The sequence below is a fragment of the uncultured Sphingobacterium sp. genome (assembly GCF_964277905.1).
In the GTDB taxonomy this organism is placed as follows: Bacteria; Bacteroidota; Bacteroidia; order Sphingobacteriales; family Sphingobacteriaceae; genus Sphingobacterium; species Sphingobacterium siyangense.
This window is the reverse complement of record NZ_CAXYKD010000013.1, coordinates 12,498-38,878: the sequence shown is the minus strand read 5'-3', so window position 1 is coordinate 38,878 and position 26,381 is coordinate 12,498. Positions and strand designations below refer to the sequence as shown.

The window sequence follows — 26,381 nt, the reverse complement described above, 5'->3', positions numbered from 1 at the left end:
ATCGCCTAATATAGAAATATTTTTAGAACTATATATATCTATTGACCAAATTTTCTAAATACTCCTGCTTACCGCTAATCGTTTTGGGTTCCCCCAATTCTACAGCTAAATCCCTTAAGTTCTCCAGAGTCAATGTCCGTTCTTCAAATGAAGCACCATGGCCTGTATCAAAAGAAGCATAACGATCGGCCCGTATTTTTTTGTAATCCGAGTCTTGCAGGATACGATCTGCCGTAATAAGCGCGCGTGCAAAAAGATCCATACCACCGATATGTGCATAAAACAAATCTTCGGGATCTGTCGAGTTCCGACGGATTTTGGCATCAAAATTCACACCTCCACCTTGGAATCCACCACCTTCTAAAATAATCAACATGGCTTCGGTCAATTCATTGATATCGTTCGGAAATTGGTCTGTATCCCATCCATTTTGATAATCACCGCGGTTAGCATCAATGGAGCCCAATTTACCTGCATCTACAGCAACCTGTAGCTCATGCTGGAACGTATGTCCGGCCAATGTCGCATGGTTTACCTCTAAATTTAATTTAAAATCTTCCAAAAGATTATACTGGCGCAGAAAGCCCAGCACGGTAGCCGCATCATAATCGTATTGATGTTTTGTAGGCTCACATGGTTTCGGCTCGATAAAGAAAGTTCCTTTAAAACCATTTTTGCGGGCATAATCCTTAGCCATATGTAAAAACTGTGCAAGATGTTCCTGCTCACGCTTCATATTGGTATTTAAAAGGCTCATATACCCCTCTCTACCACCCCAGAACACATAATTTTCACCACCAAGAGCAATCGTTGCGTCCAAGGCTGCCTTAACCTGTGCGCCACCATGTGCAAGAACATGAAAATCTGGGTTAGTTGCTGCTCCATTCATGTAGCGTTTATGGCTAAAAAGGTTGGCTGTTCCCCAAAGCAATTTTATACCGCTTTCCTGTTGTTTTTCCTTCGCATAATCGACTATAGTGGAGAGACGTTTTTCATTTTCAACCACATTATCCGAATAATCAACTAAGTCCACATCATGGAAGCAATAGTAGGGTATATTTATTTTACTGATAAATTCGAATGCCGCATCCATTTTATCTTTTGCCCTTGTGATTACATCGTTGCTTTCATCCCATGGAAATTGATGTGTCGGTCCGCCAAATGGATCAGACCCATTACCATTGAAAGAATGCCAATACGAACAGGCAAACTTAAAATACTCTTCCATGGTCTTGCCACCAACAATTTGTTTTGGATTATAATAACGGAAAGCCAATGGATTTGTACTGTCCTTTCCTTCGAATTGAATTTGGCCAACGCCTTTAAAAAATTCTTTTTTCCCTTTGATAATATTCATCTTATTTACTATTTATTTGTTTGTTTAATAATTCCTTCCATTGCTGATAATGCTCCTCATATTGCGCTACAAATTGAGGTTCCACTGTATATACAGGTTTCAAAGAACGAAAAGCTTCTGTAGAATCCGCATAATACCCACTTCCTATACCTGCTCCAAGAGCGGCTCCAATACTGCCATCATGATTAAAGATTTCAACTGGAACGTCAGTGGCTCCCACAAATGACTCCCTGAAAACAGCGCTCAAGAATAAATTTGCATAACCTGCACGAATCATATTTGGATACAGGTTGTTTTCGCGCATGATATCCAAACCATAGCGAAAAGCAAATGCAATCCCTTCCTGTATAGCGCGAAGTATATCGCTTGTCTCATGCCTATTCAAATCTATCGCTGAAATTGAAGCTCCAACCGTTTGATTGTTGAGCATCCGCTCGGCACCGTTGCCAAATGGGATAACCTGCAAACCTTTGCTACCGATAGGAGATGCACCAGCCATGGCGTTAATCTGTTCGTAAGACAAATCGCGTCCCAACAACCGTCTACCCCAGCTATTCATAATGCCTGTTCCATTGATACAGAGCAGTACACCTGTACGGATATCATTCTCCTGATAATTCACATGAGCAAATGTATTTACGCGCGATTCGCGGTCGGCGATCAGCTTGTCGCTGACGCCATAGATAACCCCTGAAGTACCTGCTGTCGCAGCAACTTCGCCAGGTTGAAGGACATTCAGCGAAAGTGCATTATTAGGCTGGTCGCCGGCTTTATAATTGATGGTCACTGTACTAGATAGCCCAAGTTCTTCAGCAACAGCGGATTTAATTTGACCATGCGTTGAAAACACAGGTAAGATCTCAGGAATAAGATGATCATCAAAGCCATAATAGTCCATAATCGTACGCGACAATACATTATCCTTGAAATCCCAGAATATCCCCTCAGATAGGGCTGAGATGGAAGTTGTCACCTGCCCCGAAAGTTTCATGGCTATGAAATCCCCCGGCAACATGATCTTATCTATTTTTTCATAAATTTCCGGCTCGTTTGCTTTTACCCAGGCCAACTTTGACGCTGTAAAATTACCCGGTGAATTCAGATGATGACTCAGATTAAAAGACCTTCCGATTTCTTCAAAAGCGATATTTCCTAATTCAACAGCCCTGCTGTCGCACCAGATAATGGCATTTCGCAGCACATGCTGATCTTTATCGACCACGACTAAGCCGTGCATCTGGTATGCAATGCCAATGGCCGAAATTGCTTTGGGGTCATACAGGCCCAGCCTGTTTGCCTTCAACAGAGCCTGTTTAAAGTAGTCCCACCAATCGAGCGGGTTCTGTTCTGCCCAGTTGGGCTCTAAAGTAATTATGGGAGCCTCTACGTCCGGATATTGCACCGAGCAAACCTTACGTTGTGAAGATGCCTCGACAATCGAAACTTTTACAGAAGAAGTACCTACGTCTATACCTAATAAATACATGGTAATCAATTCAAATTGGTTATAAAAAACAACATCGGCCTAATATTGCAACCGGTTGCATAAAAGTAGGGTATGTTTCTGAATTATCAAAATATTAAATAAAATTATTTACTTTGGAGCGTGAATAAAAAAACGACAATTTATGATATAGCCCGTGCGCTTGGAGTGACAGTCTCTACCGTATCGCGCGCATTGAATAATGTGCCTACGATCAGCGAGGCGACACGAAAACTGGTGCTCGACAAAGCAAAGGAATTGAATTACAGCGTCAATAAGTTGGCCTCTTCTCTTTCCTCCGGCAAGTCCAATACCATCGGTGTCATTGTTCCTACCATGCAAATCCATTTTTTTGCAGAAGCCGTGCATAGCATTGAAAAAGAGTTAAAAAAATACAACTACAGCCTATTGCTCTATCAATCGAATGAATCGTTTGAAGATGAAGTCAATGGCGTGAAAACTTTACTTGAAGCTCAGGTAGACGGCATCATTGCTTCGTTGTCGCTGGAGACGCAAGAAACCCAGCATTTTCAGGAAGTGATCAATCAGCGCAAATGCCTGGTTATTTTTGACCGTACCCATAAAGATATTCCTGCTCCTGTGGTCAAACTTGACGATTTTAGAGCCGGCTACCTTGCAACACAGCACCTACTCGAACAGGGCTACAAAAACATTGCCTTTATCACAACGGACAAAGAAATCGCTATTTTCCAGGATCGTTTCCATGGTTTTGAAGCGGCCTTAAAAGATGCGCAGATTTCCCCACGGGAAGACTTTATCATTCGCGGCGACTTATCCATTGAAGCCGGCATCAAAGGAACCGAACAGATTCTAAAATCTGCAATCCAACCAGACGCCTTTATTGGTGGTGATGACTTCACAGCTGTCGGGATTATACAGGCCCTAAAAACTGCAAATATTGCCATTCCAGCGACAGGAGTGATCGGTTTTGCAAACCAGACCTTTTCTTCTTTTATCAGCCCTACACTGTCAAGTATTGATCAACAGGCCAACAAAATGGGGGAAGAATGTGCCACGCTTTTTCTAAAAATGGTCAAACAAAAAAATCCGTACGAAGCAATCGAACAGATTGTTCTTGATCCCATATTGATAAAAAGAAAATCTACCAATAGAATAGACAAATAATCAGTACCTTTGCCTAAATTTGTTTAAATGCAAGCCCGGCAGAAATTTAGGATAATAAGCATCTGCTTATTATTTGTCATTCAGGCCCTTTTTTTAGTGGCCATCTTTGTAGAAAATACACATTCTTATATTGTATTGGCTTTTATCGGCCTATTGTCCTTACTGATTTTATACAGTTACCTCAGGTCGCCCATTCATCATCACAGGCATGAATATGAATCGATTAAAATTGCTATTTGGGTACCTATAGGTGCGATTTCATCCTACTATTTCAATCAGATCTTCGGTTTGGGCCCTGTTTTGGGGGCGGCGCTGACAGGTACCATAGCCTCTTTCATTCCCAATATCAACAAAAATTCGACTTATCTGCCCCACCTTCCAGCAGCAATTTATTGCGGCGCATTTGTAGGAATGTCCAACGCGCAGGTGGCTCATGGATTCTCTTTTATTTTAGCAGCCAGTATTTTTACAGCGATCTTTCTGATTGTATCGAAAAGTTTATTAAATGGTGTCGGCGGTAAACTAGGCACATTGGCCTTTCTTGGTGTTTCACTGACCTACCTGCTGTTATATATTTTTAAGTAATATGGAAACATTCATTTTATACCTAGTTGGCATCATCGGGAGCACCGCGACATACTATGTCAACACCAAGTTTCACCAAGGGGCAGTGCGCTCATCCGCATTGCTGACCTTACTTGTTGCAGGTTTCCTTCACTTCTTCCCACAAAGTGTTTCTCCTTATCTCGCACAATACATCCCCCCTATTTTTATAGGCGCTTCATTTATAGGCATGGTCTCCAAAAACCAGCTATCAACCTATTTCGGTTTGGCTCTAGCTGGTGTTATTTTTACGACAATTCTGCTCAATACTAGTAAATTTTTTACTGGTTATGGTGGGGCCCTCGGCACCTCTGCCTGCATCGCGCTGTTGGTCGTACTGAGCATTCCTTATTTTAAATCACCACGGAAAATGACCGTTGGATTTCTTCAGCTCCGCAAAACAATCTTAAAAAAACAGGGAAAAATTTCAAAAAGACGAGTAGATTTGTTTAAATAAAAAGCATAACCACATGAAACCTTTATTTCTGGTCTTTATTATCCAAATCTTCTTACTGAGCCAGCTGAGCGCTCAACAATCAAAAATTAACATTGTAAATCAAGAACGTAACAGCAGCTACAGAGGCCTAAGTGTGGTCGATGATACAACTGTATGGGTAAGCGGAAGCAATGGTACCGTCGGGCTCAGCACCGATGCCGGAAAAAACTGGCAGTGGGTCAATCCAATTGGCTACGAAAAAACAGATTTTAGGGATATCGAAGCATTTGATGAGAATGAAGCCTTAATTATTTCGGCAGGCTCCCCTGCCATCATCTTAAGTACCCATGACGGCGGTCGAAGCTGGAAAGAAGTATTCACAGATAAGCGACCCGAAATATTTTATGACGGTTTTGCTTTTACACCAAAAGGGATCGGCATTGCCTTTGGCGACGCCATTCAGGGGAAAATGCCCCTATTAAAAAGCATCGATTTCGGAAGGTCCTGGAAAGATATATCCGCGAATATGCACTTTACAATTACCGAAGGAGAGGCCGGTTTTGCGGCCAGTGGAACATCCATATACTGCGATAATAAAGGGACATACTGGATTGCCACCGGTGGAACAGCGGCCAATATCTACAGCAGCAAAGATCAGGGGGACACATGGCAACGTTACAGCTGCCCCATCATTCAGGGGAAAAATAGCACCGGTCCATTTTCCGTAGCATTTTACTCGTCGAAAACTGGTATCGTAGTCGGTGGCGATTACAAAGAGGATAAAAACAAAGACAAAAATAGCCTACTAACTAACGATGGCGGTAAAACATGGTTTGCACCAGAAACAGCTCCCGCTGGCTTTAAGTCGGCCGTTATTTACCTTTCCAAAAAACAGCTGATCAGCACGGGTACCTCGGGAACAGACCTCTCGAATGACGGCGGAAAAAACTGGACGCCTATCGGAAAGGAAAGCTTCAATGCCGTACAAAAGGCAAAAAAAGGCCAAGCGATATTTTTAGTGGGTGATAAAGGAAAAATAGCGAATTTAGCATTATAAGCTAAATTCGCTATTTTTTGCACCTCTACACGCTATTTCTTACAACAACGGCGCACTATTTTTTGCAACACTGGAGCTAGGTTTCGCAGTGCAAAAAAACTGAGATTTACTCACTTATAAACAACTACTTGCGCGACAAACGCGATTCTTCCAAATCCAGGGAATACTCGATCTCTTTAATAACATCACTGTCAAAGGCCTTGCTTTCCTTGATCTTGTACAGGCCGTCACGACGTAGCGCCAAAAGTTCCAACATAATTTTATTATAGAGCCCCCTTACTGCAGAAAGCTGCGCACGTGTATCCTCCTCTTTCGCTCGTTCGGATGCATTTACACTCCGGATGATCTGCTCTTTAACACGGGCAATTGTCTCATGCTCCAGCATTTCCTTTGCGTAATGTTTATCCAGATACGCAATAGATTCTTTACCAAGACGTACCCGAATCTCATCGATTTGCTCCTCCATTGAAGCTTGCTCATCGACCTCTTCAATTTTTATCAATTTAATCAACAAAGGCAATGTAAGCCCCTGAAAAACAAGCGTCACTAAAATCACCACAAACGTAATGAACAAAATCAGATTTCGGTGTGGGAAGGCCGTTCCATCATATAAAGTCAATGGTATTGCCAATGCTGATGCCAAAGAAACCACTCCGCGCATACCGGCCCAACCAACGACCAGGGGTAATTTCCACCCTGGACTCTTTTCCTTGATGCGGACCCGTTTGAATAATATCCTGGGAACAAAAGCCGAAAGATAAACGGCGATTAATCGCAAAACAATAACAATTACACAAATCGCCAATGCATAATCAATAGCTTCCTCCATGGAGTATTCCCCCAAACCATTGATGATCACCGGGAGTTCAAGTCCAATGAGGATAAAGACAAATCCATTTAAGAGAAAACCCACTGTCGCCCACACTTCTTTGGTTTGGATCCGTGTATGATAGTTGAGGTAATCCCCTGCCCGGAAGGAAAGAAACAATCCGCCACTAACCACGGCCAAGACCCCCGACCACTCAAAATGCTCCGCAACAATATACATCAGGTAAGGTGCAATAAGGGTTATGGGTGTTGAAATACTCGAAGACTTAGCAACATAACGTAGGAATATATAGAGGATGTGACCGATGACCAGACCAACGACAACCCCCATGACCGATAACATCAGAAACTGCGTCGTCGCATTGCTCATCACAAACTGGCCAGTAAGAATCGCAATGGATGCAAATCTAAATACCGTCAATGAGGCTGCATCATTCACCAGGCTTTCCCCTTCCAATATCGCAATTCCACGTTTAGGAATACTTACCCCTTTCAGGACAGAACTAGCAGCCACGGCATCTGGAGGAGAGATAATCCCACCCAGTAAAAAGCCCAGCGCCAAGGTAAATCCCGGAATAATACTGACCGAAAAGTAGGCAATCGCCAGCGATGTGAAGAAGACCAAACCAAAGCCCATGATAAAAATAGACCGTCGCCACTTTAGAAAATTCCCCCAATTGGTATACCAGGCTGCTTCAAAAAGTAAGGGTGGCAAAAATACCATAAACACGATATCAGGATCAACACTTATGACAGGTGCCCCGGGGATCAACGAGATCACAAGTCCGCCAACAACCAACAGAATGGGGTAAGAGATCTTGAGGCGTTGACTCAGCACAAATAACATGGCCATAAAGAAAAACAGCACCATCACCAATAACAGGTTACTGTGAATTTTCTGACCTGCCTTTCCACCTACGGCCGCTTTCACATCCGCATAAGGTGCCGACATGGACATGCTGTATTGACGAAGCTTCCATTCATTGTCCTGCTTACTTAATACGCCCACGCCACGAAAGGACTTGGTATTGATCTTAAACGTTTCATCAAACCAGGCCGTCGTGCTATCGGCATTAAAGCTGATATGCCGCTTGTCATAGGTGTAAGTCCAGGCATTTTTGGGATTGAAATATTGATCGCTGAACTTCTCTGCATGGGCTTTATCCCACCTTTCATCATGATCAGTACCCAAAATAACTCCATCTGAAGCAATAACATTCAAAAATGGACCATACTTTACCTCACCCGAAGTTTTGTGCCAACGATCCAGTAGCCCATTGATTTCGTCCATAGGCTGCTGGGCACTTGTCGGAAAGACAAATAAAATTAAACTAAGAAAACAATACGTACCTAAAATGATCTTTCTAATCATACATTATAAAACTTCGTAATAGCTAAGACAATCCTCTTCCGATGAGATCAGTCTTAAAACAAAAAGCTGCATAGGCAGCTTTTTATCTTTATTTAATTATTTCTTCAATTTCGCGGATAATCTTCTGCGCGATCTGCTCAGCAGCTTCAGGCGTAGGTCCCTCCGAGTAAATCCGAATAATCGGTTCGGTATTCGATTTACGTAAATGAACCCATTCATTTTCAAAGTCTATTTTCAATCCATCGATTGTTGAATGGTCTTCATTTTTATATTTTTCCTCCATTTTGGCCAATAAGTTGTCAATGTCCAATTCCGGAGTCAGTGTAATCTTGTTTTTTGACATAAAGTACTGCGGTAAAGAGGCGCGGTATTCGGAGGCTTTTTTACCAAGTTTAGCCAGATGTGTCAAGAAGATCGCTACCCCTACCAGTGCATCACGGCCATAGTGAGATGCAGGATAGATAACACCGCCATTTCCTTCTCCGCCAATTACCGCATCCACTTCCTTCATCTTTGTAACCACGTTGACTTCACCAACAGCAGCGGCATAATATTCGCCACCATGTGCTTTAGTCACATCACGCAGTGCGCGTGTAGAAGATAAATTAGAAACTGTATTTCCTTTTTTATGCTGCAATAAATAATCTGCTACTGCCACTAAGGTATATTCTTCACCAAATAACTCACCATCCTCCATCATAAAGACCAATCGATCTACATCTGGATCTACAGCAATCCCTAAATCAGCTTTGTTTTCAATAACCGCAGCTGATAGATCTGTCAAATTCTCTTTTAATGGTTCGGGATTATGCGGAAACTGACCATTCGGCTCACAATGGATTTTATAGATTGTCTGCACACCAAGCGCATCCAATAAGGCAGGTATAAATGTACCACCTGTACTGTTTACGGCATCCAAAGCAACTTTAAAATTAGCGGCTTTAATAGCTTCCTTATCAACATATTCCAACGCTAATACAGCGTCTACATGTTTCTGTAAATATGAATAGTCTTTATGAACCTGTCCTAATGCTTCAACTTCGGAAAAATCAAAGTCTAAGGATTCACCAAGGGCCAATACCTCTTGCCCTTCGGCATCTGAAATAAATTCGCCCTTTGCATTCAGTAACTTTAGCGCATTCCATTGACCTGGATTGTGTGAAGCAGTCAAAATAATACCACCAGCAGCTTTTTCCATAGGTACAGCGATCTCTACCGTTGGCGTTGTTGAAAGACCTAAATCAACCACATCAACACCGATGCTTTGCAGGGTTCCAATCACCAAATTACTTACCATCTCACCAGAAACACGCGCATCTCTTCCAACAACAATTTTTTTGATACCACTCTGCTTAACAATTATTTTGCCATAAGCAGCTGTAAACTTAACGATATCTATTGGGGTAAGTGCCTCTCCAGCACGCCCGCCGATCGTACCTCGTATTCCTGATATTGATTTAATTAAAGTCATTTCTTTTGAATTGATTAACGTGTAAATTTAGCACAATGGCAATAAAATATCGAATTAAAATTATAATTAATGAATATTTAACGTATATTTGTTGCAACAAAGTTGTTTTTAAAAGAAACAACCGTTTGCAATGAAATTATTTTTACTTTTGAAAAGTGAGTTTTTAAAGTTTAGGAATTTCATTGTCATCAGCAACATTTATGATTCAACAATTAGTACACATCGATCAAGAGATTTTTCTGGCCATTAATCAGGGCTTGAGTAACCCCGTGTTTGATTGGTTATTGCCTATACTACGCAATCCATATACCTGGGCCCCCTTGTATTTATTTCTGATCATATTTTTCATAAAGACCTATGGAAAAACGGGAATTCTAATTGTTGCCATGACCTTGGTTACCTTCGGAATTTCCGATGGTATATCATCTCATTTGATCAAAAAGACTGTAAAAAGGATTAGACCATGTAACGACGTGGAGTTTAAAGAAAATGTCAACATCCGGGTGCGATGCGGCTCCGGCTTTAGCTTTACCTCCTCTCATGCGGCCAATCATTTTTCCCTTGCTTTTTTCTGGATTGTACTTTTCCGGAGAAGATGGAAACATGTGCTTTGGCTTTGTATTACCTGGGCAACCCTAATTTCAGTCTCTCAAATTTATGTTGGTGTCCATTACCCGTTTGATGTCCTCTGTGGTTCAGCCTTAGGTATCCTGGTTGGATTGGCAACAGGCTACTTATTCAAACGGTTTGTGCCTAGCTTTTTTAAAACTGAACACGTATAATGAATTCAATTTTATTGATTTTAATTTTATTCATACCTGCATTTGCAAGTGGAATTGCTGTATTTTTTGTACAAAAGAAAGGAACCAGTTTCCTTAAACTCATCCTTTCTTTCAGTGGAGCCTATTTATTCTCTATTACGGTACTGCACCTCATTCCGCATGTCTATCAGTCTAACAATACTTCACCTGAGGTATTGGGTATTTATGTGCTTGCTGGATTTCTTTTCCAGCTCTTTCTTGAACAGTTCTCCCAAGGGATCGAGCATGGCCATATCCATACCGACAATGATCACGACCACCACAATCATCGTTTTCCAATAGGTATTATGTTCAGTCTATGTCTTCATGCTTTCCTTGAAGGCATGCCACTCGCGGCAACACATCAGACTGAACTTGCACTAGGCATATCCATCCACCACATTCCGGCGGCATTTGCATTGGGAAGTATTCTAATAAGCACGCATTTAAAGAAAAACACCATCCTCATTACACTAGCTTTATTTGCAGCAATGACCCCTTTTGGCTTTTTGCTGAGCAAAGCCATCAGTGCAGGTGAAGTAGGCAATATCCAACAATATTTTGATAAAATCATGGCCGTGGTTATTGGTATCTTCTTGCACATATCGACAACGATACTTTTTGAATCGGGCTCAATTGACCATCATAAATTCAATAAAAAGAAAATGATTGCTGTGATAGCCGGTGTTGCTATTGCACTCGGAAGTTTCTTATTTGTCGGAGAACATGATCATGGGCACGATCAGCATCAACAACCGCATGATCATGAACATCATGACCATGCGCATTAATTTCTTTAGCCGCGAAGTTTATCCAACAGTGCACTTAAAGTCATTGCCTCTTCTTCGCTAATTCGATCGGGTAAAAGATCCTTCATCAACATATCCTCATCTAAACTCTTAAGAATCTCGAGGCCCTTCTCAGTGATAACCAAATCCACTGCCCTTTTATCACCACCCGATTGACAACGTGAAACCAATTCTTTGGAAACCATGCGATCAATCATACGCGAAATATCTGGTGTAGTACTCAACATTCTTGATTTAATCAGATTATTGGTTGCAGGCTTGGGATATTGGCCCCTCAATATGCGCAAGACATTAAACTGTTTCAAAGTGATTCCTTCTTTGGCAGCACGCTGTTCAAGCTCATTGTTAATCCAATTGTACGTGTAAAGAATATTTACCGTACAACGATGCCATTCATTGCTGAATTTACTTACTTTGATTTCGTCCTCAATCTTCATTCTGGTTGATAATTAATCGTTCTGAATAGTAAAGATAGCTGTTTTTTACTAAATACATAACTATGACATTAGAATCATTCTAAATGGTAGAAATTCTGTATATTTGAAGAATTCAAAAAAAACAGGCAGATGCGTAATAGAACTAGCTTAGATAAGCTAAAAAAAGGGGAAAAAGCGGTAATTATAGATTTTGATTCACACGAAATTCCAGCTAAATTTTTCGAATTGGGGTTTATACCCGGTACTGAAGTAGAGGTGAAACATATCGCACCTTTGGACGGTCCTATATGTCTAAATATTAGTGCTAATAACGCCTTAATTGCTATCCGCAAATCAGAAGCTAAAGTCATCCTTATTGATCAGAAATAATGAATAACCCGATTATTGCACTTTTGGGTAATCCAAATGTGGGTAAAACATCTCTATTTAACCGGATTACAAAATTAAATCAGAAAGTAGGAAATTATCCCGGTATTACGGTCGAAAAACGTGAGGGGCAAGTTAAAGCCAACAACAAAGTTTATCGTATTATTGACTTACCGGGCACATATACCCTGTTCCCAAGTTCATTGGACGAAGAAGTTGTTTTCAACACTTTAGTCAATAAAGAAAGCAGTTTCAGACCAAACCTCGTCGTTGTCGTCGCTGAACCTACGAACCTAAAACGGTCTATTATTCTTTATCAACAAGCCCGGGAACTCGGTCTGCCGGCCATCTTTGTCATCAATATGATTGATGAAGCCAAAGAAAAAGGAATTACAATCGATGTTCAAAAACTTGAACACCTATTAAATACTAAAGTATACGAAACCAATGCACGTACGGGGCAAGGTATCGATCAGCTGATCAAAAACTTTGATGCTGTTCCGCCCATGTATATCAGCAAATTCAGTCTACCAACGGAAGCTGATGCAGCATTAGAGGAAACTAAACGTCTTTTCCCATTAGATACGGAATACCACACCTGGCAATACCTGGCCAAAGGCGAAGTATCCTTTTTATCGAAGGAAAAAAATCAGGCTATTCAGCAAATCCGTGAAAAATATCAATTGCGGGCCGAGAAGCTGCAAAAAGACGAAGCCATATTGCGCAGTAAATCCCTAGATAGCAGCCTTGCTGAAATCTATGTAAAGGATGAATCCTCGAATAAAAACAAAACCAATACGATTGATAGCATCCTGCTTCACCCAATCTTTGGTTATGTCATCTTCTTTGGTATCCTCTTTTTAATCTTCCAGGCAATTTATACCTGGTCTGGACCAGCCATGGATTTTATCGATGGCTTATTTGGTGATCTTGCAGCCTATACGCAAACAGCACTTCCTGCAGGACCTCTGACCGATTTGCTCAGCAATGGTATTATCAAAGGTATTGGCGGGATTGTAATCTTCATTCCACAGATTGTTATTTTATACATCTTTATCTCGATCATGGAAGAAACGGGCTATATGAGCCGTGTTGTTTTCCTGATGGACCGCTGGCTGCGTCCCTTTGGTCTAAATGGAAAATCAGTGATTCCATTGATTTCCGGAGTGGCCTGTGCTGTTCCTGCAGTCATGTCTGCACGTAACATCGAAAATAGCAAAGAAAGACTGGTCACTATTCTGGTAACACCTTTTATGACCTGCTCAGCACGTCTCCCTATTTATATCGTTCTGATCGGACTGGTGATACCGGACACGAAATTAGGAGGCTTTCAAATACAAGGGATTGTATTGTTTGTGATGTACCTGCTTGGCATATTCGCCGCTTTGCTATCCGCGATTATCCTGACCAAAGTCATCAAATCAAAACACAAATCATTTCTCATCTTTGAACTCCCCACCTATAAGACTCCGGATTGGAAAAATGTAGCCTTAAATGTCTGGGAAAAAGCATCAAGCTTTGTCTTCGGCGCAGGTAAAATTATTTTAGCCATTTCTGTTATACTCTGGGCATTAGGTAGTTTTGGTCCAAACGACAAATTTAGCCAAGCAGAAGAATATGTAACAAAAAATAACCCCAACCTGTCCGAAGCAGATTTGGAGCATGAAGTTTCATCATATCGTCTGGAACACTCCTTCCTTGGTTATCTTGGCATGGCTATTGAACCTGTTGTTAAACCATTGGGCTATGACTGGAAGATGGGCATAGGTCTCATTTCTTCCTTTGCTGCCCGTGAAGTGTTTGTGGGCACAATGGCAACAGTATATAGCCTTGGTGATGAAGTGGATATCGAAGATGAAGCATCTAAAACAACGGTATTAGGCAAAATGAAAAGCGAAATTAACCGGAATACCGGTTTACCGGCTTACAATTTAGCTTCCGGTGTATCCTTATTACTGTTCTATGCTTTTGCTATGCAATGTATGAGTACAATTGCGGCAGTAAAAAGGGAAACAGGCTCATGGAAATGGACTTTAATACAGCTTGGTTTTATGACAGGTTTGGCCTATTTCAGTGCCTTAATTGCTTATCAACTTTTAAAATAAAAAGCTATGGATAATTTAACAGTACAATATCTCATCGTAGGAATTCTCGTCTTGGCGGCTGTATGGTATGTCGTTAAAAATGTCCGAAAATCATTAAAGGGCAAGTCGAGCTGCTCGAAAGGCTGTGGATGCGACTGCAGCGTAGAAAAAACACAAAAAGCAAATTAATTTATCTTTTTGAGTAGCATTTGTAAATAAGATTTCGTTATTAGCTAGAGTGGCCAAAAATCACACTAGCTACTAATTCATAAAGCGCCGTATTTCTAAATTACGGCGCTTTCTATTTCTTAGCCAAAAACATGGCTCCGGCCATTGTTTATAAAAAAACAACGAAATACATTAAAAGCACAACAGAATGTGCACAAATACCTAAGTGTTTTATTAACTTTATGCGCTTAGGGCAAAAGATGCACTGGGAGCCACGTTATTCGTCGGCACATCATACAGCGGCAGCAATTTTGACCAATTCGATTCTGGTAAGGAGTAAAGTCTTCACAGGTTTCCCCTGCCAAGGATCGGTCAAAACAGACTAGTAACCGTATTAACCATACACATGGAGAAACAGAACAATAAGGAAGAATTAAAAAGAGGACTTCAAAATAGACATATTCAATTAATTGCCCTGGGTGGTGCAATTGGTACAGGCTTATTTCTAGGTATCGGAAAGGCTGCCACACTGGCTGGGCCGGCAGTTATACTCGGCTATGCTTTCGCTGGAATTATTGCTTTTTTTATTATGCGCCAATTGGGCGAGATGGTCGTTGAAGAACCTGTTTCAGGAAGTTTTAGCTACTTCGCCAATAAATATTGGGGTTCTTTTGCAGGTTATGCTTCGGGCTGGAACTATTGGGTCCTGTATATCTTGGTAAGCATGGCCGAACTTACAGCAATAGGTGTTTATGTGCAGTTCTGGTGGCCTGAAATACCCCTATGGGCATCAAGTTTATTTTTCTTCTTTGCAATCAACGCCCTTAATCTTGCCTCTGTCAAAATTTATGGCGAGACGGAATTTTGGTTTTCTATCATTAAGGTTATTGCGATCATCGCAATGATTGTTTTTGGTGTATACTTACTGGTAAGCGGTACTGGAGGTGAGCAGGCAAGTCTCAGCAACCTGACTTCACATGGCGGTTTTTTCCCAAAAGGCTGGTTTAGCGAAACATCGGATGGCAATTTTGAAGGTCTCCTTTCGGCCATGGCATTGATTATGTTTTCTTTCGGTGGTCTAGAGTTGGTTGGTATTACTGCTGCAGAAGCCGAACATCCCGAAAAGAACATCCCCAAAGCGACCAACCAGGTGATCTATCGGATCTTGATCTTTTATGTAGGTGCACTCATTATTCTTTTCTCTTTGACACCGTGGACGAATATCACCGCCGATACAAGTCCTTTTGTACTGGTATTTGACAAACTTAATGGATTTGAATTTACCCTCTTTGGAAAGACTTTCTATTTCACAAAAATTATCGCAAATGCGCTAAATCTCATTGTTCTTACCGCCGCATTATCAGTATATAATAGCAGTGTGTACAGCAACAGCAGAATGCTATATGGACTGGCAGAACAGGGGAATGCCCCTCGTTTTCTTTCGAAACTCAACAAGAATCATGCGCCTATTAACGCAATTTTGGTCTCGGCACTTTTCGCTGCGATCTGTGTATTTATCAACTATATTGCGCCGAAAAATGCCTTGGAGATCTTGATGTCGCTTGTGGTATCTTCACTGATTATAAATTGGGTCATGATTTCCATTACACATTTGTATTTCAGAAAAAATAAACTCGATGCCCACTTGCGGACCAAGTTCCCATCCTTTCTATATCCCCTAAGTAACTATATCTGTCTGATCTTTTTGATCGCTGTACTTGGCATCATGTGGATCACAGGAATGAAACTTCCGGTAGAATTGATCCCCGCTTGGCTTATATTACTCTATGTGAGTTATGTTTTGATCAAAAGAAAGAAATCTTAGTTCACAGAACCTCGATCTTATCAATAAAAAAAGCCTGATTCATTGCATGAATCAGGCTTTTTTGCTAAAATTTAAAGCGGGTATTCCTCCTCGAGAATAGCAAATTCATAATTATCGCTCCAACCATCTTTTAACGGTAAAATTTTCCGTCTGCGAGCCTCTTTGACCATGCCGACTTTCTCCATTACTTTAGCGGAAGCGATATTTTCAACCGCACAACCGCCCTCAATTCTATGAAAATTAAGTTCCTTGAAACCAAATGTCAGGATTCGGTTCAATGCCTCTGTTGCATAGCCCTTATTCCACATTGTCGGAACAAGCTTAAACCATACTTCTGCATTTCGATAGCGTAGCTTGACAACGCTGATATTAATTAGACCAATAAACTCCTTTCCTTCTAGAGTTTCTATATAAAAGGTATAATCCTTTCGGACATCGGATTCATGGATTTGCGCTGACCAAGCTTCCACCATTTGCGCCGTATGGGCTATTCCATCCGGAAATCCACTCGGATTAAACAATGCAGATTCAGGGTACATTAATAGGGAATGGATATTTTCCAAATCTATTTTCTCTACGGATCTGAGCTTGAGCCGTTCTGTTTTAATTTCCATTTTTAAAATTACACAAATGGCTTATTTTCTGCTGCCATTTGACACTAATAACTAAAACAATCCCAGCTGTGTGCCTGCATCGGGTAAGCGAAAAAGATCCCTTCTCAAGGATGGGAGCGTCCCATTATTCATATATTTCTTGACAGAAAGCTTGAATAAATGCTGTAAACTCTCGGCCATATGACCATCCCCTTTTATCCTCCGCCCGAAATCGGTATCGTTAATTTTTCCACCATGACAGGCTTCAATCCAATGTAATACCTTCTCAGCACGGTCAGGGTAGTTCTGATAGAGCCAATCCTTAAAGATACCACCGATCTGTCCATTGAGCCGCACGATGGTATAAGAGGCTGTAATTGCGCCCGCATCTGCCCCCGAACGAATCAGATCTGAAATCTCATCACTATTGATCCCCGGAACAATGGGTGCCATCATCAGCATGACGGGTACACCAATCCCTGTCAATCCCTCGATCAGTTTCAACCGGGCCGATGCCGTTGCAGTACGTGGTTCCATTTTCTGACGTACCTCCTCGCGCAACGAATTGATGGTTACTGCAACGGAAACCAGATTGCGTGCTGCAAGTTCACGCAAAAGATCAAAATCCCGCCGCATCAGTACATTTTTGCTGATGATAGAGACCGGATGCTGGTATTTGACCATCAATTCTAAAAGCGAACGTGTGATACCCAGCTTCCGTTCAATAGGTTGATAACAGTCTGTATTACCGGAAAGCATAATCAAATCGGGCTGATAGCTCGATTTTCTAAACTCCTGTTCGAGAAGCTGAGCGGCATTATGTTTTACCAAGATCTTACGCTCAAAATCCAATCCTGCACTAAAACCCCAATACTCATGCGAATTGCGCGCATAACAGTAAATACACCCATGTTCACAGCCCTGATAGGGATTAATGGATCTTTCAAAACGGAGATCCGGACTATTTGACTTGGAAATAATGGATTTTGGATGAGTCGGAATAAATTGTGTTTTTTCGGCCCCCAAAAACTCCTCATCCAGCCCTTCAACATGCTCCTGCACGTATTGGTTAGAAAAAAATTTGTTATTGGGATTGATCTGCGCCCCTCTACCCTTAAAATATTCTGACGAATTCATAAATTAAAATTACTAAAATTATTAGTAATATCAAATTAAGATTTCTCAATCTTTATAGCGGAAAGTGAATATCTTCGAATTAGAAGCCCAGATAAGTCGCATTTTAAACCAAACAAAAAATCCCTATACTGTCGTTACAGGATAGGGATTAAAATTCTTATGCTAGATCTCAATCCAGCTTCTTATTATTTCATTAAGAAACCACCACCGAGTAGATCATTGCCTTCATAAAAAACGGCCGATTGTCCAGGAGCAATACCTTTCACATTGTGTACAAAATCAATGCGCACTTTATCGCCTTCTTGGGAGATGGTCGACAAAGCACCAGAATCTTTATAACGTACCTTTGAAATTGCTTCCATCGGTTGATCCAGTCCGGCATATTTCACAAAGTTCACATTGCGAACATAGGCATGTGACTTTTCAAGTTCGTGTTCTTCACCCAATACCACCGTATTACTTTCTGGAAGGATTTCGATCACAAACATCGGTTTACCCAAGGCAATACCTAGGCCTTTACGTTGACCGATGGTGAAATAAGGATAGCCAATATGTTTACCGACGACGGTACCATCGGAAAGGATAAAATTCCCCGGACCAATTTGTTGATCCAATGTTGGCACCTTATGTCTCAAAAACGCACGGTAGTCGTTGTCAGGAACGAAACAGATTTCATAACTTTCAGACTTATTGGCCAATTCTTTTTGCCCCATATCCAAAGCCATCTGACGAATTTCCTTTTTCGTGAAAGATCCTAAAGGAAACTGCGTCCGCGCAAGGTTTTCTTGAGACACGCCCCATAGAACATAAGATTGATCTTTATTTTCATCCTTACCTTTTGATATCACATAGCGACCATTGTCGTGCATACGGATATTGGCATAGTGCCCGGTAGCGATAAATTCACAGTCCAATTTGTCAGCACGTTTCATTAAAGCCTCCCATTTGATGTGGGTATTACACAATACGCATGGGTTAGGCGTGCGTCCAGCAATATATTCTTCTACAAAATTATCAATCACAAAATCTCCAAACTCATCACGTATATCTAATATATAATGAGGGAAACCATAGTTTACGGCTAATGTACGAGCGTCATTGATACTATCAAGGCTACAACATCCGGTCTCTTTCGACGAACCACCTGCGGATGCATAATCCCATGTCTTCATCGTGATACCGATAACTTCATATCCTTGTTCGTGGAGCATGACAGAAGCAACGGAGCTATCTACCCCTCCACTCATTGCAACTAAAACTCTTCCTCTTTTACTCATCTCTAATTATTGAAATGCAAAGATACAGCTTATTCCTTTTCCTATATGTTAGTTTCTTGTAATTTTATCTCGATCAAAATCAACACGTTCGAAAAAAGTATAAAAATAATCTCCATAAAAGTTTTAGAATTCAAATTATCGGACTATATTTGCATCGCAATAGGGGAACAAACCCATAGCAGAAAAGCGGTGCCATAGCTCAGCTGGTAGAGCAAAGGACTGAAAATCCTTGTGTCCCTGGTTCGAACCCAGGTGGCACCACGCTTCAATCTGATGATCACAGATTTAAATAAAAGGTCAACTGGTGCCATAGCTCAGCTGGTAGAGCAAAGGACTGAAAATCCTTGTGTCCCTGGTTCGAACCCAGGTGGCACCACAAAAAAAGCTTGTTCATTGAACAAGCTTTTTTTGTTTTAGCTAACTGCATTTCATACAACTTCCCCTTCATCTTCGCTATCTAGAACATTCGCCATACCACTACTACCCGAGTTCGATGGGAGATGTTTTCATTGATTGAAGGGCAATATCAAAAAACGATCAAGGATTTTGGAAATGAACCGGAGTTGTCACTTTAAAAAACACACAAGTTTAATTTCCAAAATCCAATCGCTGCTCTGCTACGATTCAGCAATAATAGAGCGATCCAGATGCACATAGCCACCGTCCACATGGATCAATTGGCCAGTTGTATGACTTGACTTGTTAGACAGCAAAAAGACTGTTGTATCAGCGATTTCTTCTGCTGTCGTCATGCGATGCTCCAATGGAATGCGATCCGTAATTTTCTTCAAGGTCTCCTCCGGATTTGATAAGGTTTGAATCCAGGTATCGTATTGCGGAGTGGCACATTCTGCTACGATAATGGCATTTACACGAATCGAATAAGGCAACAATTCTACAGCCCACTCGCGTGTAAGCGCATTACGTCCGCCATTGGATGCCGCATAAGCCGAGGTATTCCCCTGTCCTGTTTCGCCAGTTTTGGACGAAATATTCACAATACTGCCCTTAGAAGCTTTCAATGCATCCAAAGCGTGGTGTGCCATCAGATAGTAGTGAATTAAGTTCTTATGCAGAGAAGCAACAAATTTTTCATAATTACCTGAAGCTAATCCGACACCATCATTTTGTCCGGCATTATTCACCAAACCATCGATACGGCCATATACTTCCAATGTTTTCTGGACGGCTCGTTCACAATCTTCGGGTTTAGATAACTCCGCCTCAATACAGAGTGCATCCACACCAAATTGCTTGATTTCTTCCTTGACTTTTTCATTATCCGCCTGTTTACGGCCAACAATGACCGGAATAGCCTGTTCTTTAGCTAACGCATGAACTACGGCCCGCCCGATTCCTTTTGCTCCGCCGGTAACAATAACAACTTTATCTCTTAAATGAAGATCCATAATACTTTTATTGAATGGTTTGTTTCATTGATTGTGATTAACAATCGCAACAATGAACTCGTTCTATGGTTATTGATTAATTTTATATTGACTTTATTCAGCCCATTTATCCGGCTTCATGGCCAATAAAAAACTTCAGCATGCTATTTTTCCCTTTCATAACATGCTGAAGTTTTTCTTTTTAAAGATTATACACGCGTATAGCGTTCTCTGCCCAAAATGCGTTCTTCTCTGCAGCTGTAAATTGCCCTAGTTTATCTTCAACTATGGCAATACTTTCTTCGTAAGATGCCGCCAATAGACATACCGGCCAATCTGACCCGTACATAATGCGCTCCTTTCCAAAACGTGCAAAGATATGCTCCAGATATTGTTTAAAATCATCAAGCTTCCATCCCTCCCAATCGGCCTCTGTTGCAAGTCCAGAAACTTTACATACAACATTCGGAAAAGCCGATAGCGCATCGATAAACGTTGCCCACTCATCAAATGCTTTCGACTTGATTGGCGGTTTGGCAATATGATCCAACACAAATTGTAGATTTGGATTTTGCTGCACACAATCCAGTGTTGCTGCATAATGACGTGGACGGATGAGCAGATCATAAGTATAACCATAATCTGCCAATGCCTTCAGTCCATTTAGTATGGCAGGGCGGATAAGAAAATCAGGATCCGCTTCGCCTTCAACAATGTGACGAAATCCTTTGATGACCGTATCTGATTGATAGCCATCCAACTGTTGTCGAATATCTGCTGCTTGAAGATCAATCCAGCCCACAACGCCTTTAATAAAAGGATAATCATTAGCCAGCTGAACCAAATAAGCAGTCTCTTCTTTGGATTGATCTGCCTGAACAGCAACACTCCCTCCGAATCCATTTCGTTCAAGCACAAACTGAATATCTAAAGGGCTGAAATCACGTTTTATGACCTGCATTTCTTCGGTAATCCAACTATCTCTAATTGGGTCGAATTTCCAGAAATGCTGATGGGTATCTATACGCATAATGAAATGAAAACCTGATGAGCAATTAATTTTTTGAATACGCTACAACAGTCTGACGGGACTCCCCAAGACCATCTGCTCCTAACTCGATAACATCGCCAGGCTTCAAGTAAATCGGTGGATTAAATCCTAACCCAACACCTGCAGGTGTACCTGTTGAAATAACGTCGCCAGGCAACAAGGTCATAAATTTAGACACATACGATACCACATGTGCTACCGAAAAGATCAAATCCTTGGTATTGCCATCCTGATAAGTTTTTCCGTTTATCTTTAACCATAGACGCACATTGTTGATATCTTTGATTTCTTCTTTTGTCGCCATAAAGGGTCCCATTGGCGCAAAAGTATCACACCCTTTTCCCTTATCCCAAGTACCGCCACGTTCCAACTGATACTCACGTTCGGAAACATCATTGTGCAACACATAACCAACCACATAATCTAAGGCCTCATGCTCTTCTACATAAGAGGCTTTTTTACCGATCACGATACAGAATTCCACTTCCCAATCTGTTTTTAAAGAATCTTTAGGAATCATCACATTATCGTATGGACCTACCAACGAAGTGGTCGATTTCATAAAGATGATCGGTTCAGCAGGAATAGGTGCATTGGTCTCCTTTGCATGGTCTAAATAGTTCAATCCAATACAAACAATTTTGGATGGGCGAGCAAAAGGTGCTCCGACACGCTCGCCTTGAGGAACTTCAATCAACTTACCTTCATTTGCCTTCACAAATTCTTCTAAACGAGCTACACCATCCTCAGCAAAGAATTGCTCATTGTAATCACCACCAAATGCGCTTACATCGTAATTTACACCATCGATCTGAACACCGATTTTCTCTTTGCCTTGAGCTCCAAAACGTATTAATTTCATTTTTATAGTATTGAGATAATAGATATTTTATTTTTAGCTTTTTAATTGTTCAATTTAATAAAACCACCATCAATTGGATAGTCATTTCCAGTGATAAAGCCCGCGTCATCACTACACAGGAAAAGTGCTAATTTGGCAATTTCCTCCGGTTGTGCCATGCGGCCTATTGGCTGGCTTGCTGATAATTTTTCAAACATTTCTTCCTCTTTTCCAGGATAGTTTTTTGCGATAAATCCATCCACAAATGGCGTATGTACACGTGCAGGCGAAATGCTATTGCAACGAATACCGTATGCCATGTAATCCCTTGCAACAGACATTGACATCGCGTAAATAGCACCTTTGCTCATCGAATAAGCAAAACGATCCGTGATACCAACCCATGCAGCGATGGATGCTAGATTAAGGATTGCTCCAGAACCCTGCGCTTTCATCATCGGCACGATAGCATGCAATGCATTATAAGCGCCCTTAACATTCACATTAAAAACACGCTCAAAATCTTCTGATTGACAATTTTCCAAATTACCAACATGAGCAATACCTGCATTATTTACTAAAATATCAATTTTTCCGATATTTTGTGCTATAGCAGTAATTTCTTGCTGGTCAGTTACATTACAACTATTAAACACAGCCTGACCACCCAAAGCCAAGATCTCATCAACCACAGCATTACCACCGTCTTCATTCAAATCCAGAATATGAACTTTTGCTCCTTCTGCAGCAAATTGCAGACTGATCGCACGGCCTATCCCACTACCACCACCGGTAATTACAGCTACTTTTTGTTCTAATTTTCCCATTGTTATTTAATTGTTAATGTCAATACCAAATCTGCTTCATCTGTCGATGTTGGCAAATCCACGCGTAGACTATTGTTCTTATGACTAAACTTAATCTCTTTCTTTCCGATAAATGTGCTTACTTTTTTCACCTGATAAGGCAGGTTATTGATCAACAATTCCTTTTTATCCGTTTTAAACACATGTAGATACACCTGATTTCCTTTTTTTGTCAACGCATAATCGTCTGTTGGCGACACCGCTCCCCCCTCTGTTCCATAGATTGTTTCACCATACACCGATAGCCATTTTCCAAGTTCTTTCAAACGCTCCTGTTGATAGTCCTGAATCTCACCGTTCGGCATCGGACCTACATTGAGCAATAAATTGGAACCATGACCAGCTGCTTTGACCAGGTATTTCAACACTTCCTGAAAAGATTTTCGTGTCCGATCTTTCAGCTCAAATCCCCACGATCCTGCAATTGTTCCACATACTTCCTTCGGCAATTTCCCAACATCATGTGCTTTCGTGCCGAACCCAGTGGTATTCTCCCCAGGTAAATCACGTTCGAACATCTGAAAATCTTCACCTTCAAATGGTGCCAAATGGTGATTGTTACCGACCAAACATTGCGGCTGTAACTTATGAATCAATTCATAGATTTCTTTGAAATGCCAATCTTCATTGGGCTTGTCCCAATGACCATCAAACCAAATCCCATCGATGTTGCCATAATTGCTCAACAGCTCCGTTAATTGGCTTTTCATAAACTGGACATAATGATTCCAATCCCCTTTTGTTGAATCGCGGCCCGCAATGCCGCCACCCGTTTTACCAACGGGTAAATAATCATCCCGGTGCCAATCTAAAAGTGAATAATAGAACATCACTTTTATCCCTTCAGCATGGCAAGCTTCCACCAACTCTTTCACAATATCGCGTTTGAAGGGCGATTTCTTCACCACGTTATAATCCGAAATCTGGCTATCCCACATCGAAAACCCATCATGATGTCTTGTGGTAAAGGTGATATACTTTGCTCCGGCCTGTTTAAATAACTTCGCCCATTCTTTCGCATTGAAGGAAATTGGATTGAAAAATTTAGGCAGCAATGCATATTCATCCAAACTGATATTTTGATTGTTCATGACCCATTCACCATCTCCCAGCACACTATATACCCCCCAATGGATAAAAACACCAAACCGAGATTGTTCAAACCATTCCCTATTTTTTAGATTTTCGGGACTCGGTTGATAATGTTGCTGGCTATAGCTCGCGGATATGGATCCCATCAGCAAGGCCAAACCACAGATTACATGTTTAAGTTTCATATGTAAATAATTAGTTGTCATGGATTTTCAATAAATTCATTATACTCAACTACAATGAAACACCTCTGCGCCATGGAATGAAATCGTCTTGCCCCAACAACACCGCTTTTGGTTTCACTTCACCGGAAGCAACTTCTATCACATAATCCAAAATACGGTGTGCAGCCTCCTCAATAGTCTCTGTACCTTCGATAATGGTACCACAGTTCAGATCCAGGATATCGGGCATTTTCTCAAAAGTTTTGGTATTTGTTGAAAGTTTCACAACCGGTGTAATCGGGTTACCTGTAGGTGTACCTAGGCCCGTCGTAAACAAGACGATATTGGCACCTGCGGCCACCTCTGCAGTGGTACTTTCCACATCATTGCCAGGAGTACATAGTAAGTTTAACCCCGGACCGTTGGCCAATTCAGGATAATCAATCACCGCTGCAACAGGTGAGGTTCCTCCTTTTTTGGCTGCCCCTGCAGACTTAATCGCGTCAGTAATTAAGCCATCACGAATATTTCCCGGAGAAGGATTCATATAGAAACCCGAGCCATCAGCTTCGGCTTTTGCATTATAAGTACGCATCAGCGACATAAAACGTTCCGCAGTTGGCTCATCGATACAACGATCACTCAACTCCTGTTCCACGCCACATAACTCAGGGAACTCCGCCAGAATCACCGATCCGCCTAAAGTCACCAAAATATCCGACACAAAACCGAGCGCAGGATTGGCAGAGATACCCGAGAATCCGTCCGAGCCACCACATTCCAGTCCAATACACAATTTGTCCAATGTGGCTGGTTTGCGCTCATTTTTATCAGCTTGCATCATCCCCGCAAAAGTTGCCTTAATAGCCTTTTGCATAAGTTCCTTTTCAGTTCCTTCTTTCTGCTGCTCGAAAATATATAGCGGGCGATCAAAACCCGGGCTTCGCTTTTCAATTTCCGCCTTCAGAATAGAAGCCTGCGCATGCTGACATCCTAAACTCAATACGGTTGCCCCCGCAACATTCGGATGGGTAATATAGCCAGCCAAAAGACCGCATAAAGCATCCGAATCCATACGCGTTCCACCGCATCCCATCTCATGATTCAAAAACTTGATTCCATCGACATTTTTGAATAGGCGTTCCTGCTCGCTGGAAGTCGAATTAGCAAGTAGATCCTGACTAAGGATCGCATTTACATCAGCACCGGACTTATATAAGCCAATGAGATCTTCTACTTCAGAGATGTAATTATTCGCTTTTACTTTATAGCCGAGTTTTTCCTCAAAAGCAGCTTTCAAGGTCAATACATTTCTGTTTTCGCAAAAAACCAATGGAATAACCAACCAGTAATTGGCCGTACCAACAGTTCCATTTGAACGGTGGAATCCATTGAACGTTTTATCTTTAAATGCAGCAACATCAGGTTTTGTCCAAGCTGTCTTACGGTTGCCCATTCTAAAATCTTCCGACGCATGACGCAAGTTTTCGGTGGTAATAAGTTCCCCTTCAGCTAAGGGTGTATTCAATTTCCCTACCAGAACACCATACATCAATATCTCTGTATCTTGTTCCATTGGCTGGATCGTGAATTTATGTTTGGCAGCAACAGCTTGCTTTAATGTAAATTCCTTACCTTCAAAAACAATCGTTGTTCCCTCCGCCAAGTCCTGTAATGCAACAAGGACATTATCCATTGGATGGATCTGTAAATAGCGCTGTATAGCCATA

Annotated in this window: 24 protein-coding genes and 2 tRNA genes; 12 read left to right on the top strand and 14 right to left on the bottom strand. The window is 41.4% G+C overall.

The annotated features are described in order from the left end of the window. Positions 1-28 precede the first annotated feature (28 nt). A complete protein-coding gene (xylA, locus tag ACHWSC_RS07610) occupies positions 29-1,357 on the bottom strand; it encodes a xylose isomerase (protein WP_075993907.1) in 1,329 nt (442 codons plus the stop codon). A gap of 1 nt (position 1,358) precedes the next feature. Then, positions 1,359-2,843 carry a xylulokinase gene (locus tag ACHWSC_RS07605; protein ID WP_394676351.1) on the bottom strand — a complete coding sequence of 495 codons (1,485 nt, stop codon included), beginning with the start codon at positions 2,841-2,843 and terminating at the stop codon, positions 1,359-1,361. Between the two features lie 120 nt (positions 2,844-2,963). On the opposite strand from ACHWSC_RS07605, the gene ACHWSC_RS07600 reads away from it, so the two are divergent. From ACHWSC_RS07600 to ACHWSC_RS07585, 4 genes are all read left to right on the top strand, one after another. Further along, on the top strand, positions 2,964-3,986 hold the full coding sequence (locus tag ACHWSC_RS07600) for a LacI family DNA-binding transcriptional regulator (RefSeq protein ID WP_394676350.1): 1,023 nt from the start codon (positions 2,964-2,966) through the stop codon (positions 3,984-3,986). Positions 3,987-4,082: 96 nt separating this feature from the next. Continuing rightward, the gene (locus tag ACHWSC_RS07595; protein WP_394676349.1) at positions 4,083-4,571 is read left to right on the top strand and encodes a hypothetical protein; all 489 of its coding nucleotides are present in this window, start codon (positions 4,083-4,085) and stop codon (positions 4,569-4,571) included. Between the two features lies 1 nt (position 4,572). Beyond that, positions 4,573-5,046, top strand: coding sequence for a hypothetical protein (locus tag ACHWSC_RS07590; protein WP_201667396.1), 474 nt, complete (start codon positions 4,573-4,575; stop codon positions 5,044-5,046). A 13-nt stretch (positions 5,047-5,059) separates the two neighbouring features. Further along, entirely contained in the window at positions 5,060-6,082 is a 1,023-nt protein-coding gene (locus tag ACHWSC_RS07585; RefSeq protein ID WP_394676348.1) for a WD40/YVTN/BNR-like repeat-containing protein, read from the top strand. Positions 6,083-6,206: 124 nt separating this feature from the next. Here ACHWSC_RS07585 and ACHWSC_RS07580 read toward each other — a convergent pair whose 3' ends face one another. Further along, a complete protein-coding gene (locus ACHWSC_RS07580) occupies positions 6,207-8,282 on the bottom strand; it encodes a Na+/H+ antiporter (protein ID WP_145329712.1) in 2,076 nt (691 codons plus the stop codon). Positions 8,283-8,370: 88 nt separating this feature from the next. Further along, positions 8,371-9,753: a phosphoglucosamine mutase gene (glmM, locus tag ACHWSC_RS07575; RefSeq protein ID WP_120336231.1), complete on the bottom strand. Its 1,383-nt coding sequence runs from the start codon at positions 9,751-9,753 to the stop codon at positions 8,371-8,373. Positions 9,754-9,953: 200 nt separating this feature from the next. Here glmM and ACHWSC_RS07570 point away from each other — a divergent pair, with 200 nt between their 5' ends. Both ACHWSC_RS07570 and ACHWSC_RS07565 read left to right on the top strand, forming a co-directional pair. Continuing rightward, the gene (locus ACHWSC_RS07570) at positions 9,954-10,535 is read left to right on the top strand and encodes a phosphatase PAP2 family protein (protein WP_075993913.1); all 582 of its coding nucleotides are present in this window, start codon (positions 9,954-9,956) and stop codon (positions 10,533-10,535) included. Beyond that, entirely contained in the window at positions 10,535-11,344 is an 810-nt protein-coding gene (locus ACHWSC_RS07565; protein WP_075993914.1) for a ZIP family metal transporter, read from the top strand. The genes ACHWSC_RS07570 and ACHWSC_RS07565 overlap by 1 nt, the downstream gene beginning before the upstream one ends. A 5-nt stretch (positions 11,345-11,349) precedes the next feature. Here the strand turns inward: ACHWSC_RS07565 and ACHWSC_RS07560 are convergent, their stop codons facing one another. Then, the gene (locus ACHWSC_RS07560; protein ID WP_075993915.1) at positions 11,350-11,799 is read right to left on the bottom strand and encodes a MarR family winged helix-turn-helix transcriptional regulator; all 450 of its coding nucleotides are present in this window, start codon (positions 11,797-11,799) and stop codon (positions 11,350-11,352) included. A 129-nt stretch (positions 11,800-11,928) separates the two neighbouring features. On the opposite strand from ACHWSC_RS07560, the gene ACHWSC_RS07555 reads away from it, so the two are divergent. The 4 genes from ACHWSC_RS07555 to ACHWSC_RS07540 all read left to right on the top strand — a co-directional run bounded on the left by ACHWSC_RS07555 (position 11,929) and on the right by ACHWSC_RS07540 (position 16,242). Continuing rightward, a complete protein-coding gene (locus tag ACHWSC_RS07555; RefSeq protein WP_046672175.1) occupies positions 11,929-12,168 on the top strand; it encodes a FeoA family protein in 240 nt (79 codons plus the stop codon). Further along, the gene (gene feoB / locus ACHWSC_RS07550) at positions 12,168-14,270 is read left to right on the top strand and encodes a ferrous iron transport protein B (RefSeq protein WP_088162631.1); all 2,103 of its coding nucleotides are present in this window, start codon (positions 12,168-12,170) and stop codon (positions 14,268-14,270) included. Before ACHWSC_RS07555 ends, feoB begins: the two co-directional genes overlap by 1 nt. A 6-nt stretch (positions 14,271-14,276) precedes the next feature. Beyond that, positions 14,277-14,438, top strand: a complete 162-nt coding sequence (locus tag ACHWSC_RS07545; protein WP_075993917.1) for a FeoB-associated Cys-rich membrane protein — start codon at positions 14,277-14,279, stop codon at positions 14,436-14,438. Between the two features lie 385 nt (positions 14,439-14,823). Beyond that, positions 14,824-16,242: an amino acid permease gene (locus ACHWSC_RS07540; RefSeq protein WP_075993918.1), complete on the top strand. Its 1,419-nt coding sequence runs from the start codon at positions 14,824-14,826 to the stop codon at positions 16,240-16,242. A gap of 71 nt (positions 16,243-16,313) precedes the next feature. On the opposite strand, the gene ACHWSC_RS07535 is transcribed toward ACHWSC_RS07540, so the two are convergent. From ACHWSC_RS07535 to mnmA, 3 genes are all read right to left on the bottom strand, one after another. Next, entirely contained in the window at positions 16,314-16,856 is a 543-nt protein-coding gene (locus ACHWSC_RS07535; RefSeq protein WP_145329702.1) for a GNAT family N-acetyltransferase, read from the bottom strand. 51 nt (positions 16,857-16,907) lie between these two features. Continuing rightward, entirely contained in the window at positions 16,908-17,972 is a 1,065-nt protein-coding gene (locus ACHWSC_RS07530; RefSeq protein ID WP_145329700.1) for a PA0069 family radical SAM protein, read from the bottom strand. A gap of 185 nt (positions 17,973-18,157) precedes the next feature. Then, the gene (gene mnmA / locus ACHWSC_RS07525; RefSeq protein WP_046672147.1) at positions 18,158-19,249 is read right to left on the bottom strand and encodes a tRNA 2-thiouridine(34) synthase MnmA; all 1,092 of its coding nucleotides are present in this window, start codon (positions 19,247-19,249) and stop codon (positions 18,158-18,160) included. A gap of 188 nt (positions 19,250-19,437) precedes the next feature. On the opposite strand from mnmA, the gene ACHWSC_RS07520 reads away from it, so the two are divergent. Continuing rightward, positions 19,438-19,510, top strand: a tRNA-Phe gene (locus tag ACHWSC_RS07520). Between the two features lie 42 nt (positions 19,511-19,552). Next, a tRNA-Phe gene (locus tag ACHWSC_RS07515) sits at positions 19,553-19,625 on the top strand. Between the two features lie 241 nt (positions 19,626-19,866). Here ACHWSC_RS07515 and ACHWSC_RS07510 read toward each other — a convergent pair. From ACHWSC_RS07510 to ACHWSC_RS07485, 6 genes are all read right to left on the bottom strand, one after another. After that, complete coding sequence (locus ACHWSC_RS07510; protein ID WP_120336224.1) at positions 19,867-20,658, bottom strand: SDR family oxidoreductase; 792 nt, start codon at positions 20,656-20,658, stop codon at positions 19,867-19,869. Between the two features lie 181 nt (positions 20,659-20,839). Beyond that, positions 20,840-21,667 carry an amidohydrolase family protein gene (locus ACHWSC_RS07505; RefSeq protein WP_394676347.1) on the bottom strand — a complete coding sequence of 276 codons (828 nt, stop codon included), beginning with the start codon at positions 21,665-21,667 and terminating at the stop codon, positions 20,840-20,842. 25 nt (positions 21,668-21,692) lie between these two features. After that, a complete protein-coding gene (locus ACHWSC_RS07500; RefSeq protein WP_394676346.1) occupies positions 21,693-22,550 on the bottom strand; it encodes a fumarylacetoacetate hydrolase family protein in 858 nt (285 codons plus the stop codon). Between the two features lie 41 nt (positions 22,551-22,591). Beyond that, entirely contained in the window at positions 22,592-23,356 is a 765-nt protein-coding gene (locus ACHWSC_RS07495; protein ID WP_394676345.1) for an SDR family NAD(P)-dependent oxidoreductase, read from the bottom strand. A 2-nt stretch (positions 23,357-23,358) separates the two neighbouring features. After that, positions 23,359-24,672, bottom strand: a complete 1,314-nt coding sequence (locus ACHWSC_RS07490) for an alpha-L-fucosidase (RefSeq protein WP_286735326.1) — start codon at positions 24,670-24,672, stop codon at positions 23,359-23,361. 49 nt (positions 24,673-24,721) lie between these two features. Continuing rightward, entirely contained in the window at positions 24,722-26,380 is a 1,659-nt protein-coding gene (locus ACHWSC_RS07485) for a UxaA family hydrolase (RefSeq protein ID WP_394676344.1), read from the bottom strand. Position 26,381: the final 1 nt, after the last annotated feature.